The organism is Novacetimonas hansenii JCM 7643 (assembly GCF_000964405.1).
GTDB classification, from domain to species: Bacteria; Pseudomonadota; Alphaproteobacteria; order Acetobacterales; family Acetobacteraceae; genus Novacetimonas; species Novacetimonas hansenii.
In genome coordinates this window covers 1-12,736 of record NZ_BANE01000013.1, presented here as the reverse complement: position 1 = coordinate 12,736, position 12,736 = coordinate 1, and the positions used below count along the sequence as shown (strand labels likewise).

Annotated in this window: 14 protein-coding genes; 11 read left to right on the top strand and 3 right to left on the bottom strand. The window is 53.1% G+C overall.

All coding sequences use genetic code 11. The features are described 5' to 3' along the window. Positions 1 to 699 precede the first annotated feature (699 nt). The gene (locus B7G66_RS01165) at positions 700 to 1,599 is read right to left on the bottom strand and encodes a LysR family transcriptional regulator (protein ID WP_003618577.1); all 900 of its coding nucleotides are present in this window, start codon (positions 1,597 to 1,599) and stop codon (positions 700 to 702) included. 286 nt (positions 1,600 to 1,885) lie between these two features. On the opposite strand from B7G66_RS01165, the gene B7G66_RS01160 reads away from it, so the two are divergent. The 5 genes from B7G66_RS01160 to B7G66_RS01140 all read left to right on the top strand — a co-directional run bounded on the left by B7G66_RS01160 (position 1,886) and on the right by B7G66_RS01140 (position 5,794). Further along, on the top strand, positions 1,886 to 2,785 hold the full coding sequence (locus tag B7G66_RS01160; RefSeq protein WP_003618578.1) for an aldo/keto reductase: 900 nt from the start codon (positions 1,886 to 1,888) through the stop codon (positions 2,783 to 2,785). Positions 2,786 to 2,882: 97 nt separating this feature from the next. Beyond that, a complete protein-coding gene (locus B7G66_RS01155) occupies positions 2,883 to 3,746 on the top strand; it encodes an NmrA family NAD(P)-binding protein (RefSeq protein WP_003618580.1) in 864 nt (287 codons plus the stop codon). A 50-nt stretch (positions 3,747 to 3,796) separates the two neighbouring features. Further along, entirely contained in the window at positions 3,797 to 4,648 is an 852-nt protein-coding gene (locus tag B7G66_RS01150; protein ID WP_003618582.1) for an SDR family oxidoreductase, read from the top strand. A gap of 29 nt (positions 4,649 to 4,677) precedes the next feature. Then, the gene (locus B7G66_RS01145) at positions 4,678 to 5,043 is read left to right on the top strand and encodes a nuclear transport factor 2 family protein (RefSeq protein ID WP_003618584.1); all 366 of its coding nucleotides are present in this window, start codon (positions 4,678 to 4,680) and stop codon (positions 5,041 to 5,043) included. Positions 5,044 to 5,092: 49 nt separating this feature from the next. Further along, the gene (locus tag B7G66_RS01140) at positions 5,093 to 5,794 is read left to right on the top strand and encodes an alpha/beta hydrolase (RefSeq protein ID WP_003618587.1); all 702 of its coding nucleotides are present in this window, start codon (positions 5,093 to 5,095) and stop codon (positions 5,792 to 5,794) included. 522 nt (positions 5,795 to 6,316) lie between these two features. Here the strand turns inward: B7G66_RS01140 and B7G66_RS19020 are convergent. After that, complete coding sequence (locus B7G66_RS19020) at positions 6,317 to 6,457, bottom strand: helix-turn-helix domain-containing protein (protein WP_080545405.1); 141 nt, start codon at positions 6,455 to 6,457, stop codon at positions 6,317 to 6,319. Between the two features lie 408 nt (positions 6,458 to 6,865). Here B7G66_RS19020 and B7G66_RS01130 point away from each other — a divergent pair, with 408 nt between their 5' ends. The 4 genes from B7G66_RS01130 to B7G66_RS01115 all read left to right on the top strand — a co-directional run bounded on the left by B7G66_RS01130 (position 6,866) and on the right by B7G66_RS01115 (position 10,943). Beyond that, positions 6,866 to 7,954 (top strand): aldo/keto reductase, encoded by a 1,089-nt coding sequence (locus B7G66_RS01130; RefSeq protein ID WP_040510541.1) that lies wholly within the window; start codon positions 6,866 to 6,868, stop codon positions 7,952 to 7,954. 192 nt (positions 7,955 to 8,146) lie between these two features. After that, positions 8,147 to 8,947, top strand: coding sequence for an NADPH-dependent F420 reductase (locus B7G66_RS01125; RefSeq protein ID WP_040510543.1), 801 nt, complete (start codon positions 8,147 to 8,149; stop codon positions 8,945 to 8,947). 91 nt (positions 8,948 to 9,038) lie between these two features. Next, on the top strand, positions 9,039 to 10,007 hold the full coding sequence (locus tag B7G66_RS01120; RefSeq protein ID WP_003618594.1) for an aldo/keto reductase: 969 nt from the start codon (positions 9,039 to 9,041) through the stop codon (positions 10,005 to 10,007). A 63-nt stretch (positions 10,008 to 10,070) separates the two neighbouring features. Then, complete coding sequence (locus B7G66_RS01115) at positions 10,071 to 10,943, top strand: SDR family NAD(P)-dependent oxidoreductase (RefSeq protein ID WP_003618596.1); 873 nt, start codon at positions 10,071 to 10,073, stop codon at positions 10,941 to 10,943. Positions 10,944 to 11,174: 231 nt separating this feature from the next. Here the strand turns inward: B7G66_RS01115 and B7G66_RS01110 are convergent, their stop codons facing one another. Next, complete coding sequence (locus B7G66_RS01110; protein WP_456306316.1) at positions 11,175 to 11,786, bottom strand: cation transporter; 612 nt, start codon at positions 11,784 to 11,786, stop codon at positions 11,175 to 11,177. 107 nt (positions 11,787 to 11,893) lie between these two features. Here B7G66_RS01110 and B7G66_RS01105 point away from each other — a divergent pair, with 107 nt between their 5' ends. Next, positions 11,894 to 12,316 carry a MerR family transcriptional regulator gene (locus B7G66_RS01105; protein ID WP_003618598.1) on the top strand — a complete coding sequence of 141 codons (423 nt, stop codon included), beginning with the start codon at positions 11,894 to 11,896 and terminating at the stop codon, positions 12,314 to 12,316. Between the two features lie 129 nt (positions 12,317 to 12,445). Continuing rightward, positions 12,446 to 12,625 (top strand): hypothetical protein, encoded by a 180-nt coding sequence (locus tag B7G66_RS17030; protein WP_064478844.1) that lies wholly within the window; start codon positions 12,446 to 12,448, stop codon positions 12,623 to 12,625. Positions 12,626 to 12,736 lie beyond the last annotated feature (111 nt).

Below are 12,736 nucleotides of genomic sequence, written 5' to 3'. Positions count from 1 at the left end.
GCCGCCCCGTTCCGGCGCAACGACGCCCTGCTGAAAGTCCTGCCGGTCGGGGTTATGGTGTTTCCGGGTTCCGGTATTCAGGACAATCTGGCCGACAAGGCCAAACAGATGGGCATCCCGGTCTGGCGGTTCCGCAGGGAGGCTGGCGCGTGAGCGCCAGCTAATATTACGATCGTTTATTAATATTTTTCAAATGTAAAGTTAGGAAAAGATCTCGATTTTCGCGTTAGCCATCTCCACTGTAGAGATAATAGATATGTCCGCATGTTGGAAACCGATTGTGTTTCTCAATTGGGAAGAACGGACACAAGGCGGTCTTTACGTATCAATTACTGCTCACAAGACGATGGTGGGGAAGTCGTCAAACATGTTTGGAGTCAATTGCAATTCATGAGCTCGTTCAGGCACTATAGCAGTCCCTATGGCTTTTTCGTGTAATTTTCGCGATGCTAGAAGATAATGGCTATAATGTCGCAGGTCATACATTGGTGTCTTGCCATGCGGACGATGCGCTTCAATCAGTGCTTCCCATATTCCCATATTCCCATATTCCCATATTCCGTCCATCACAGTGTCGATCCCATCCCCTTATTTCATACGTGCAATATTATAACCCGTTTCAAGAGGTATTTTGGTAATTATACTAGGTAATATTCTATTTTTTATATTTTAATAAAAAATTATAATAGAAGTAATTTTCTAGTTTTGGATAGACAAGAGGTTAATTAACCAATCAGAAAAGACACGTACTCTGTTGCTCACATGCCGATTAGATGGAAATACAAGATAGATCGTTATAGGCGGCTGTTCCCATTCGGGTAGTAATTCGACCAATCTGCCTTGACGAAGGTCTGATTGCACAAGGAGTTGCGGAACACACCCCACACCGAGGCCCATGCGGATGCCTTGCGTAAAAGTACGGGCATCGTTGACAGACAGGACCGAAGGAGGATCAACGCAAATCTTTTTGTTCTCACGATGAAATTCAACAGCAAGCGCGCGCCCGCTCTGCGGTCGGAAATATCGGATCATCTGATGCCCCGTCTCCAGATCTTTCGGGTGCTTTGGGATGCCATGCCGCTCCAGATAAAAAGGCGACGCACATGTGACGAACTCGAATTCGGCAACCCGGCGGGCAATCAGGGAAGAGTCCGTTGGTGCGCCGGATCGTAAGGCGCAATCCACGTTTTCCGCAATATAGTCGATCGGACGATCGCTGACACCAAGATCGATATGGATGTCGGGATACTTGTTGTAGAAGTCGTGGAGCGCGGGCAGGACGACCAGATCTGCGATCCCCCCCGACATCTCGACCCTAACCCGCCCATTCGGAAGCACATGCGAGTTTTTCAGGCTCGCATCAATCTCATCAATATCTGCAATAATCAGCTTGGCACGTTCGTAATAAATTGCCCCATCGTTGGTGACGACGACACGCCGCGTGGAACGGTTGAGCAATTTCGTCTTGAGATGCGCTTCCAGTGCCTGGATGTGGGTGGTCATTGTTGCATTAGGCATCCCCAACGCTTTGGCTGCCCGTGTGAAGTTACCGCTTTCGACCACTCGGACGAAGGCTCGCATAGCTGTAAGCTGGTCCATTGCCATCCTTAGGTTAATGCTACTTTTCAGATTTCTGAAAAGTGTTACCGGATTTTCCTCACTTATTCCATATTATGAATTTGAGTATACCGCTGGGACATCCCTCGTATCGTCGGCGGCGCGACCACAAGGTGCAGTGGGATGTGGCAATCGAAGTCGATCGGTCTGGCATAGCGGCTAATAGCCGCTTTCCTGCGGCCAGCGGACGGTCTCCGAATCACCACGGTGAAGAGTTCAGCAAGATATCACCGCTTCCATCAAAGCCATTCCCAGCAAGGACATGATTATGGATACAGGACCACGTTTGCGGCTCAATAACGGCGTCGAAATGCCTGCGCTTGGTCTCGGCCTCTTCCTGGCACCAGCGGATGAGACCACCGGCGCGGTTGTTACTGCCATTAACGACGGTTATCGACTCATAGATACTGCTGCCGGATATCTGAACGAACGTGCCGTCGGTGAGGGCATTCGCAGAAGCGGGATCAATCGCTCCGAGATGTTCGTCACGACGAAACTCTGGGTCACGGACTATGGTTACGACGAAGCGCTCCGCGCCTTCGATCTAAGCTTGGATCGGCTTGGTCTCGATTATCTGGACCTGTATCTTCTTCACTGGCCGACGCCGGAGCAGTTCGACAAGACACTGGCAGCCTATCACGCAGCTGAGAAGCTGCTGACCGAAGGCCGTGTCCGGGCTATCGGCGTATGCAATTTCGTTCCAAGCCGGCTGGAAACGCTAATCAGTCAGACCGACGTCGTTCCGGCCATCAATCAGGTTGAACTGCATCCTTTCTATAACCAGAGGGAAACGCGGGAGGCCGATGCACGCGACGGTATTATCACCCAGTCCTGGGCACCCATTGGCGGAATCTTTACACGCCTCCAGTCGTTGGGACGCGAGGTTTCCGGCCACCCGCTTGAGCATCCGGTGGTCCTCGAACTGGCAAGAAAATACGGTAAAACCGCTGCCCAGATCATCATTCGTTGGCACCTCGATCACGGCCTCTCTGTTATCCCAAAATCGGTCAAGCCGAGCCGTATTGCCGAAAATATCGGTGTCTTCGATTTTCAGCTTACCAACGAAGACGTGGCCAGAATCGATGAACTCGACAAGGGCATGCGAGCAGGTCCAGATCCAGAAACCTTCTCGCGCGACAGCTACCAGGTCGACGTTACCGCTCAATAGAACAGGCGGGAGGCGGCGTGCATCGCCGTCTCGTCCGCCTTATCCGGCGCTCCACCTCTTCGGCAATGGGGCGACTCCAATCTCGGGAACCATGCCTATGATTATCATCACTGGAGCCAGCGGACAGCTTGGGCGACAGATCGTTGACCATCTCCTCACATGTCTCCCTGCTGCTCAGATCGGCGTTAGTGTCCGCGACCCAGCGAAGGCGGCGGATCTGGTCGCGCGCGGTGTCCGCGTCCGCCAAGGTGACTTCACCGCTCCTAAGAGCCTGTATCATAGCTTTGAGGGCGCTTCGCAGGTTCTCATTGTTTCGGTGAACGCTCTCGAGGGTGGAGCAAACGCTCACGCCAATGCCATTGCAGCCGCGAAGACAGTAGGAGTTGGTCGCATCCTTTATACCAGCCATGTCGACTGCAATCCGGTGTCGCCTTTTCTGCCAGCGCAGATGCACGCAACCACCGAACATCTGCTGGCCGAAACGGGTATCCCCTACACCTCTCTACGCAATGGCTTTTACGCCAGCGCTGCTATCCAACTGCTCGGTCCGTTCCTTCAGACCGGACAGGTCATCGTCCCAGAAAGCGGACCTATCGCCTGGGCGCATGTCCCCGATCTGGCCCAGGCCGCCGCTTACGTGCTGACCCACGAGGGAGAATTCGAAGGGGCGACCCGGCCGCTAACAGCTGAACCGCCGCTCGATTTTACCACGATCATTGAAATGGCTTCCGAGCTGGCGGGTCGCCAGATAGAGCAGGTGGTGGTGTCCGACGAGACATATCATCGCAGCCTGGTTTCCAACGGCGCGCCCGAGCCGATGGCGGCCATGGTGCTATCGACGTTCAAGGCCGCCCGTGCAGGCTTCCTGTCGCCGTCAGCGGGCGTGCTGGAACACATCCTCGGCCGGTCTCCCGTCTCCATCCGCGATCTACTCGCATCCCATATCGCGAGCCAAGCCTGACTTCATCTTCGTTTTGACCAAATTTTACCAGAAGTCAGAAAAGGACCATCATGTACGCGATCACCGGCGCAACTGGCCAATTAGGCCGACTTGTCATCCAGGCCCTGCTTAAAACAGTTCCACCTGAGCAGATTGTCGCCCTAGCCCGCGACCCATCCAAGGCCACTGACCTCTCAGAAAGAGGCGTCATTGTTCGTCACTTCGACTATGACCAACCCGACGCTCTCGCACCGGCACTTGAGAATATACGGAGCCTGTTGTTCATTTCTTCAAGCGCCCTAGGCGCTCGTCTGGCTCAGCACCGTGCGGTCATCAAGGCGGCGGAAGCCGCCAACGTCGAATTCGTCGCCTATACAAGTCTTCTGTTCGCCACCTCTAGTTCGCTCAACATGGCTTATGAACACGTCGTCACCGAGGGAATGCTGCGCGACAGCGGCATTCCCCACGCTCTGTTGCGCAACAGCTTCTACAACGAAGTTTTCCTGAGCATCGCCGCTCCGGCAATCCAGCAAGGCGTGATCTTCGGCAGTTGGGGGCAAGGGCGTATCGCCAGCGCATCCTGCGCTGATTATGCAGACGCCGCTGCCGTCGTTCTCACAGATCAAGATAGATCGACGCGCACCTACGAACTTGCAGGTGATACGGCATTCACAATGGCGGAGTTCACAGCCGAACTTGCCAGAAGTACCGGCAAACCTATTGTTTATAAGGATTTGCCCAAGGCTGATTACCGTGCCGAGTTGGAGAGAGAAGGCATTCCGGCCGCGTTTGCAGAGATCATAGCCGACAATAGCGCAGGCTCTGCAAAGGGGGCGCTGTATGACAACAGTCACACACTCAGCCGCTTGATCGGTCGCGCCACGACACCGATCGCCGCAACGATATCAAAATTTCTATCTTAATCACAGCAGACCCCAAGGAGGATGCAACCATGGAAAATAAGGAAATACTTCGCCGGGCGCTAACCTCTCTATTCGAGGATTATCGCGGCCGAGACTCTGAATTCATGAATTACTTTTCTCCCGATTACCACCAATGGGCAAACGGACAAGATACAGACCTCGGTGGGCTGATCGAGCATTTCGATAAGTTGCAGGAGATACGTCCCGATCGGAAGATTGAATTCATTGATATTGTATCCGATGGCGATATCGTTTTCGATCAGCATGTCGTCACAGCGACGCTATCTGAAACGAAGAAGATTCAGGTTGATGTTTTTGCGAAATGGATCATCAGGAACGGCTTAATCGTCCGTTGCGAAGAACTTACCCGACATCGTGATCAAGGTCCTGAATAAGCGCTCTAAGCTGGAACGATCTAGCAATCAGAGTGAAGGAGATTACACAATGAAGACATTCGTCCTGGTCCCGGGTGCATGGCACGGTAGTTGGTGTTGGAAGCGAGTTCGCGCAGCGCTGACAAGGCTGGGGCATGCTGTCTTCACGCCTTCCCTGACAGGTTTGGGGGAGCGGAGCCATCAGCTCTCACCTGAGGTCGACTTGGAAACCCATATCGATGATGTCGCAAACCTGATCCGCTGGGAGGATCTGTCAGACGTCGTGCTGGTGGGCCACTCTTATGGGGGCTGCATTATCAGCGGGGTCGCGGATCTGATGGCTGACAGGATTTCCGCCTTAGTCTACCTGGACGCCTTCATACTGGAAGATGGTCAAAGCCTACATGACACTTTGCCGGAGGAGGCACGCCAGGGCCAATTGGACGTAGCAGTAGCAGTGGGCGATGGATGGCGCTTACCGCCGATCCCGGCTGCTGTCTTCAACGTCAATGCTGCCGATCGGGAATGGGTGGATGCCAAGTGTACTGCTCAGCCACTGGCGAGCTTCAGGCAAAAACTACGATTGACACGCGAAGCCTTAGACGTGGGCTCCGTTCATTATATTCTCGCAACCGGCTGGGGTTTGCCGATGACCAGTTTCTACGAGAAAGCAAAGGTCCTAGGCTGGGCCACGCACGAGATTGCCGGGGGACACGACCTCATGCTCGACCGGCCAGACGAACTGACGTCCCTCCTGCTGCAGATTGAGTAATTAGGGACTGTTTGTTGGTTATTGGCGAAAGCGCATTCCTTCAATTAATAAGTTAAAGGCTTCTGGAGAGGGTGAGCATCAACTCTCCACAATCCTTTGCACGGAATGTTCCTCAAGAGTAGGCTGGGCGTAAAAAACAGGAACACATGCAATGCCAAGCCAGTTCTTCGCGCTTCGATAATTAAGGGCGCATTGTTGCATATGCCAGACCTTCGATACGTAATTTTATTTCAATACCAATCTGAAATCAGCACTTATTTTTACTGAGCACATTTTCTCCTAGATGATTGCAGGCATAAAATTTATTAATCGAACATCAGTAAAATATTGAATACTTATCTGTATTTAAACTTCAGTGTAGTTGAACATCAGTTTGTTCGCTATGGCCATATGAATGTTTGAACAGCATCATCAGACTTACTGATGTGGATTGTGCCGGATGGCTTGTCGCGCAATTCCAAAAGAACGTTGAGTTCGCGATTCATAAAACCAAAGGCGAAGCCGGCCCTTGCAAGAAGGCGTTCACGCAGCTTCACTCAGGATGGCTTCACGCGTTGTTCTTATCAGTAGACGGACATCCAGACGCTCTTCCATACGCCGGATGGTATTATGGACTGCTGATTGAGACGTCTCGAGTTTTTTGCGGCTCGCGTGAAACTGCATTCTAAGGCATTGAGATCGACGAGATACTCGTGAGTCATTGATATTTTTCTAGTATAACTGCATTCGCTTTATATCCACTAATAGATGTGTGGTGGGGTGCCTATATTAGTGGAGTGGGCAGCGATCTGGCTGCGCTGCTATCTGGAGAGACAGCATTTTCCCTTTAAAGGGGGGCGTTTCGCTTGCTGATGTCGTTTAGAATGCGTCGTCATTTAGCTAGTATGGACGCTCAAAGCAATATTGGTTTCGACGACCGACGCCATGTCAGGGTGATTATTATCCTCGCATATATGCCTCTGATGATGACATTAGCCTGCGTGGTTGCGACAGGTCTGGTGCTGGTGGACGAGATCAATTCAGGGCCAGACTCTCCTGATATGCTCATAGATATCAATTCGGAGACCGCAAATGCCTCTAGACCATTATGTAACTCTTGGACGCTCAGGTCTGCGCGTGAGTCCGTTGGCGCTTGGCGCCATGACGTTCGGCGAAGACCTAGGTTGGGGTTCCAGCGTGGAAGAGTCCAACGCTATTTTGGATCGTTATATTGAGTTGGGCGGGAACTTCATTGATACAGCCAATGGCTACACCAAAGGGCATTCGGAAAAGATCATCGGCGATCATATCACGCATGATCGTGCCAAGCGTGACCGGCTCGTCATCGCCACCAAATTTAGCACCAATCTCTATCCGGGCGATCCGAACGGGGGCGGCTCCAACCGAAAGTCGATCATCGCGGCATGTGAGCAGTCGCTCCGGCGCTTGCAGACTGATTATATAGACCTCTACTGGCTGCACAATTGGGATAAAAATACTCCGATTGAGGAAACGCTCGCGGCGCTTCACACTCTCGTTGAGTCCGGGAAGGTTCGCTATATCGGCGTTTCCGACACTCCCGCTTGGAAAGCTGCCCAAGGCCAGTTGATCGCTCAATTCCGTGGGTGGACTGCTTTTATCGCGACACAGATCGAATATTCTTTGACGGAGCGAACCGTAGAAGGCGAGCTTGTGCCTATGGCCCAAGAACTCGGTATGGGTGTCGTCCCTTGGTCCCCTTTGAGCGGCGGAAAGCTGACCGGGAAATATACGCGCTCGAATGTTGGTCAGGACAAAACAGGCCGTGCTGCTCTCATGAGACCGCGGATGACCGACCAATTATATGATCTTGTAGACGAACTTGGTAGGATTGCTGGAGAGCTGGGTACGACAATTCCGCGCGTTGCGCTTGCATGGGTCATCGCGCGTCCTGGTGTGTCGTCCTCCATCATGGGCGCACGTACGCTCGCTCATCTTGAAGATAACGTACAAGCTCTCGATGTTTATCTAACTCCGGAGCAATCTGCCAGACTAGACGATCTTACGACGCCACAGTTGCCGTTTCCGATACCATTTCTTGCTGCGGCAGCGGCAGATCTCCATCAGGGCGGGACAATGGTGAACGGCCAGCCGTCCAAACTGCATCCGTTCGCGGCTCAATACCCTGGCGACCATTATTGATCCAGAGTCGGAGCGATTTAGTCCCCAAAGACGCAAAGTTCTCGCTGTAAGTCAGTCTGTCAAAACGAGGTAGTCGGTTTTTGCATCGATGCCTCAATTTTCTCGACTTTTCCATTGGCAGTCCGATGAGCTTGCCGAAGTGAATTTCGGCAAGACGTAATGGCTACACAACTGAGTTAGGAATAGATTTTAATGACACAAACAATCAGTTTTATTGGGACCGGAATGATCGGCAGTGCTCTCGCACGGTTAACTGCCGCCGCAGGGTACAACGTTGTTCTGAGTAATGCGCGCGGCCCTGAATCGCTAGCTAGTTTTGTCGCGGAACTCGGCCCCAAAGCACGTGCAGCCACGGCCGAAGAAGCAGCCGATGCGGGCGATTTGGTAATCGCTGCTGTACCGCTTGGTGCTTACAAGTCTCTGCCTGCTGATCATCTTGCCGGTAAGATCGTGATTGATACGACGAATTATTATCCATCTGCCCGAGATGGACATTTTCCCGATATCGATGCGGCGAAGCTGACGACGAGCGAGATGATTCAGGCATATCTGAAGAATTCGAAAGTTGTAAAGGCTCTCCACAACCTCGATTTCCACCATCTGTTCACGAACGCCAGACCGGCAGGAGACCCGGAGCGCACCTCGCTTCCCATCGCCGGTAACGATGTTGACGCAAAGAAGAAGGTGGCAGAGTTCATGAATGCCATTGGCTACAACGCTGTTGATATTGGAACATTGGCAGATAGTTGGCGCATTGAGCCCGGCACGCCCATTTATGTATGGCCTTATGTGCCGCATGTTCCCGAAGGGCTGAACGAAGCTGATGCACGTAAATGGTATCTTGAAAAGTCCGGCGATCCCCTTTCGCCTGCACAGGTTAAGGAAATTGTAGAAAAAACGGAACGTCACTTCCCGGTCGGTGGCGCACCGGAAGATCTGCCTGCAATCCATGTCGCCTTGGTTGGGGAAATCTATAAGAGCAGACAGCGGTAGTACCAGATGCAGCGGATGAAGTGCTGACTTGTAGATTAGGTTCTGTCAGCAAAAGGTCATGGCCGAAACGAGAAGTTTGAGGAATAAATAAATGAAAATGCATAAACTTGGGAATATCAACGTTTCGGCCATCGGTCTTGGCTGTATGGGATTCAGCCACGGCTATGGTGCAGCTCCTGATCGAGCCGAGGCGATTGACTTGATACGTTTTGCCTTCGCTAAGGGGTGCACCCATTTCGATACGGCGGAAGGGTACGGGAATGGCGACAACGAAATTTTGGTCGGTGAAGCACTTCGGCCGTTTCGTGACAAAGTGGTGATTGCCACGAAGTTCTTCATTGCTGAAAGCACCTCTGATAACCCAGCGGAGAGGCAGATTCGAACCAAACTTGAAGCCTCTCTCAAGCGTCTTGGGACAGATCATGTTGAGCTCTACTATCAACACCGGATCAGTCCGAATATCCCGGTCGAAGAGATCGCCGGGGTCATGGGAAAGCTTATAGACGAAGGGAAAATCCTGGGCTGGGGGCAGTCGCAGGCCACTGTAGAGCAGATACGCAGCGCACATTCAGTCACACCTCTTTCTGCTGTTCAGAATGAATATTCGATGATGGAGCGTATGTTTGAGCGTGATGTCATTCCGCTTTGTCGGGAGCTTGGCATCGGCTTTGTGCCTTTTTCTCCATTGGCGAGTGGCTTCTTGTCGGGAAAGGTCCATGCTGGTGACAAATACGAGGGGGATGATGTTCGCCGTGTGATCACTCGCTTTTCTCCTGAAAACGTCAAAGCTAATCAGCCCGTTATTGATTTGATAATGAGTTTCGCTTCCGAAAAGAAAGTGACGCCTGCTCAGATATCTCTGGCGTGGATGCTGGCAAAGGGAAAGTTCATTTCTCCTATTCCTGGTTCGCGCAAGAGGGAGCGTATTGAGGAGAATCTTGGAACTGCGGATGTTGAATTGACGGCAGGCGAGTTTGCGGCGCTGGAGAGAGAACTGAGTAAGATTCCTCTTCATGGCAATAGAACTGACGAAGACATCGCAAAGTTGAGTCAGCACTGAAATCTATAATTCTGCCTTCTAGCAACCCTAAAAAATACTGTCAGTTTTTAAAGGAGTATTCTTATGTCTATTCTTGTAACCGGTGCTACCGGCCAGATAGGGTCTTTGGTTGTCGAACGTCTTGCCAAAGAGGGTGCGGACGTTATGGCGCTTACACGCGATCCCTCAAAGATCAAGCCTAACGACAAGGTTAGGGCTGTAAAAGGGGACATGACTGACCCCGCACGCATGCGTGAAATTCTAAAAGAGACGAGAACGCTATTTCTGCTTAATGCAGCGGCTGCGGATGAATTAACTCAGGCCATGATGACTCTAGATCTGGCACGTGAAGCAGGTATTCAACGCATAGTTTATTTTTCAGTGAGCCAATGCGAGCTTTTCGTAGACGTCCCTCACTTCGCCTCCAAATACGCGATTGAACGGCTCATTACATCACAGGCCATTCCAGCAAGTATGATGCGAAGTGGCTACTTTATGCAGAATGATCTGGCCGTTATAGAAGCTGTAAAAAGTGGGATATATCCAACACCAATCGGGCAGCGTGGCGTCACAATGATCGATGCACGTGATATTGCCGATGCGATCACGATTGAGTTGCTTCGTAGAGATAGAACCGCTCACGCACTCCCTGCGACACAGATTGATCTTGTCGGCCCCGCAGCTCTCGGTGGAGATGATGTCGCGGCGATTTGGTCAGAGGTATCGCGCAAGCCTGTTCATTATAATGCAGTGGATCTTGAGACGTTCGAGCAGCAACTAGCAACGAGGCTGCCTGGATGGCTGGCACATGATTTGCGCGTGATGCTGCGTGGAGTTCAACATTTCGGTGTAATTCCCAGTGTTGAGAGCATTGCTATACTTGAGGGAGTTCTGGGGCGTCCCCTTAGAACTTATCGTGCTTTTGCAGAAGAAGTTTGGGCAGCACAGCCAGCTTGATGCCTCAGTGAATATTTTCGTGAATGAATAATACAAAGACGTATCCACTGATTCGTATGTGAATTGGCGAATAGCATCGGTTCTGATTCTCTTAATGGAGGGGAGGGGCTGCCTGATAACAAAGAGGTGAAGTTACAAGATGATTACTACGCTGCTGATCTGACGCGACATACGGCGCTTAGCTGGCACGCGAACGCTGCGTGGCAGCTTGTGGCCTTGACGGTAATGTTGTCAGCCCGCCAGTTCCATTTTGGTGCTGGCGGTTTCCGCAATAGCATGAAGCACAATCTGTGTCCCACCATGCAGACCTAGCCCTCCCATGATGAAGGCCACGATGATATCGGGCCATCCCGTGCCGGTACCGAAAACGCCCAGTGCGGCCAGCAGAACTGCCAGATTGCCGATGGCGTCATTGCGCGAGCAGATCCAGACCGAGCGCATGTTCGCGTCCCCACTGCGGAAGCGATACAGCATCAGGGCGACACCACCATTGGCCAGCAGCGCCAGAGCGCCGATCAGACCCATGGTTTCGGCATGCGGCAACGTACCTGACCAAGCATGCCACAGTGTGTTGCCTAGCACCCAGAGGGCGAAGACCAGCATGGTGCCCCCCTTGAGTAGGGCCGCCCGGCTACGCCACGCCAGCGCCATGCCCGTGACGGTGAGGCTGATGGCGTAATTGGCGGTGTCTCCTAAGAAGTCGAGCGCATCCGCTTGCAGGGAGGCGGAGTCGGCCATGACGCCGGCGATAATTTCGGTCAGGAAAAAACCGCCGTTGACGATCAGGGCGATCCAGAGTGCTCGGTGCCAGCGAGGGTCATCTTGACCGGTCGAGGGAGAGATGGAACTCGGGCAGCAGGAGTCATGACAGCAGGGCATGGCGGCACTCTCGTAAAAAAACGACGAGCACCCCATATCCACCCTGTAGTCACTACAGGGTCAAGAACTTCATGACGCAGACATATACGATCGGGGAACTTGGACGCCTGACGGATACGAAGGTCGAGACCGTCCGGTATTATGAACGCATCGGATTGCTGCCGCATCCACCCCGAAGCAGTGGCAATTATCGCGTTTATGATGGCGCGCATCTGGGGCGTCTGGGCTTTATCCGCCGGGCGCGTGAACTTGGCTTTCCGCTGGATCAGGTGCGGGAGTTACTGGAACTGGCCGGGCAGGAGGCCCGGTCCTGTGAACAGGTGGACGAACTTGTCCAGGCTCATGTCACGGATATCGAGCGCAGGATTCACGATCTGCAGACACTCCGACAGGAACTGACACAGCTTCTTGCGCAATGTCAGCATGGCAGAGTCGCCGAATGCCGGATCATCGAGGCGCTGCAGCCTCATGTAGACGGAAAGATAACGGCGTAACGTCGGGCTCCCCGTTGTCCGCGCTGCCGGTTGGGGCCAACGAGGCTGACCGCACGCCGGAAGGCCCCACCCGGAGAGATCGGGGGCGGGTTGTGACCTCTTTCCCCGTTCCGGCTGCGGGGACGATGGATGAGGGAGGCGATGGCCCTCTTCCTCGTCGGTGAACAGGTCGAAACAGCCGTGGCGAAGCAGGGAACGTCCAGCGGGCAACCGGCTGGCCAGCCTTCGTTGGAACGACGGGTCCATAGGATGCGGCCCGAACCGTTCGCAGCAGGGACGCGGCAGTCGGGGGCGGGTGTCTGGCCGTGATCTGTGCCACCCGCAGGGTAGACGCTCGCACCGGGCGAGCGCGATATTCTTCTGTGTCGCACGTTCCCCACCTGTCGGACCGGTCATGCCGGCATCGTCTCTCCATGGGGC

Excerpts from the sequence above, each read along its gene's own strand:
- B7G66_RS01130 (WP_040510541.1), top strand. The coding sequence starts at position 6,866 with ATGCCTCTAGACCATTATGTAACTCTTGGACGCTCAGGTCTGCGCGTG.
- B7G66_RS17030 (WP_064478844.1), top strand. The coding sequence starts at position 12,446 with ATGAGGGAGGCGATGGCCCTCTTCCTCGTCGGTGAACAGGTCGAAACA.
- B7G66_RS01155 (WP_003618580.1), top strand. The coding sequence starts at position 2,883 with ATGATTATCATCACTGGAGCCAGCGGACAGCTTGGGCGACAGATCGTT.
- B7G66_RS01125 (WP_040510543.1), top strand. The coding sequence starts at position 8,147 with ATGACACAAACAATCAGTTTTATTGGGACCGGAATGATCGGCAGTGCT.
- B7G66_RS01115 (WP_003618596.1), top strand. The coding sequence starts at position 10,071 with ATGTCTATTCTTGTAACCGGTGCTACCGGCCAGATAGGGTCTTTGGTT.
- B7G66_RS01160 (WP_003618578.1), top strand. The coding sequence starts at position 1,886 with ATGGATACAGGACCACGTTTGCGGCTCAATAACGGCGTCGAAATGCCT.
- B7G66_RS01140 (WP_003618587.1), top strand. The coding sequence starts at position 5,093 with ATGAAGACATTCGTCCTGGTCCCGGGTGCATGGCACGGTAGTTGGTGT.
- B7G66_RS19020 (WP_080545405.1), bottom strand. The coding sequence starts at position 6,457 with ATGCAGTTTCACGCGAGCCGCAAAAAACTCGAGACGTCTCAATCAGCA.
- B7G66_RS01145 (WP_003618584.1), top strand. The coding sequence starts at position 4,678 with ATGGAAAATAAGGAAATACTTCGCCGGGCGCTAACCTCTCTATTCGAG.
- B7G66_RS01150 (WP_003618582.1), top strand. The coding sequence starts at position 3,797 with ATGTACGCGATCACCGGCGCAACTGGCCAATTAGGCCGACTTGTCATC.
- B7G66_RS01105 (WP_003618598.1), top strand. The coding sequence starts at position 11,894 with ATGACGCAGACATATACGATCGGGGAACTTGGACGCCTGACGGATACG.
- B7G66_RS01165 (WP_003618577.1), bottom strand. The coding sequence starts at position 1,599 with ATGGACCAGCTTACAGCTATGCGAGCCTTCGTCCGAGTGGTCGAAAGC.
- B7G66_RS01120 (WP_003618594.1), top strand. The coding sequence starts at position 9,039 with ATGAAAATGCATAAACTTGGGAATATCAACGTTTCGGCCATCGGTCTT.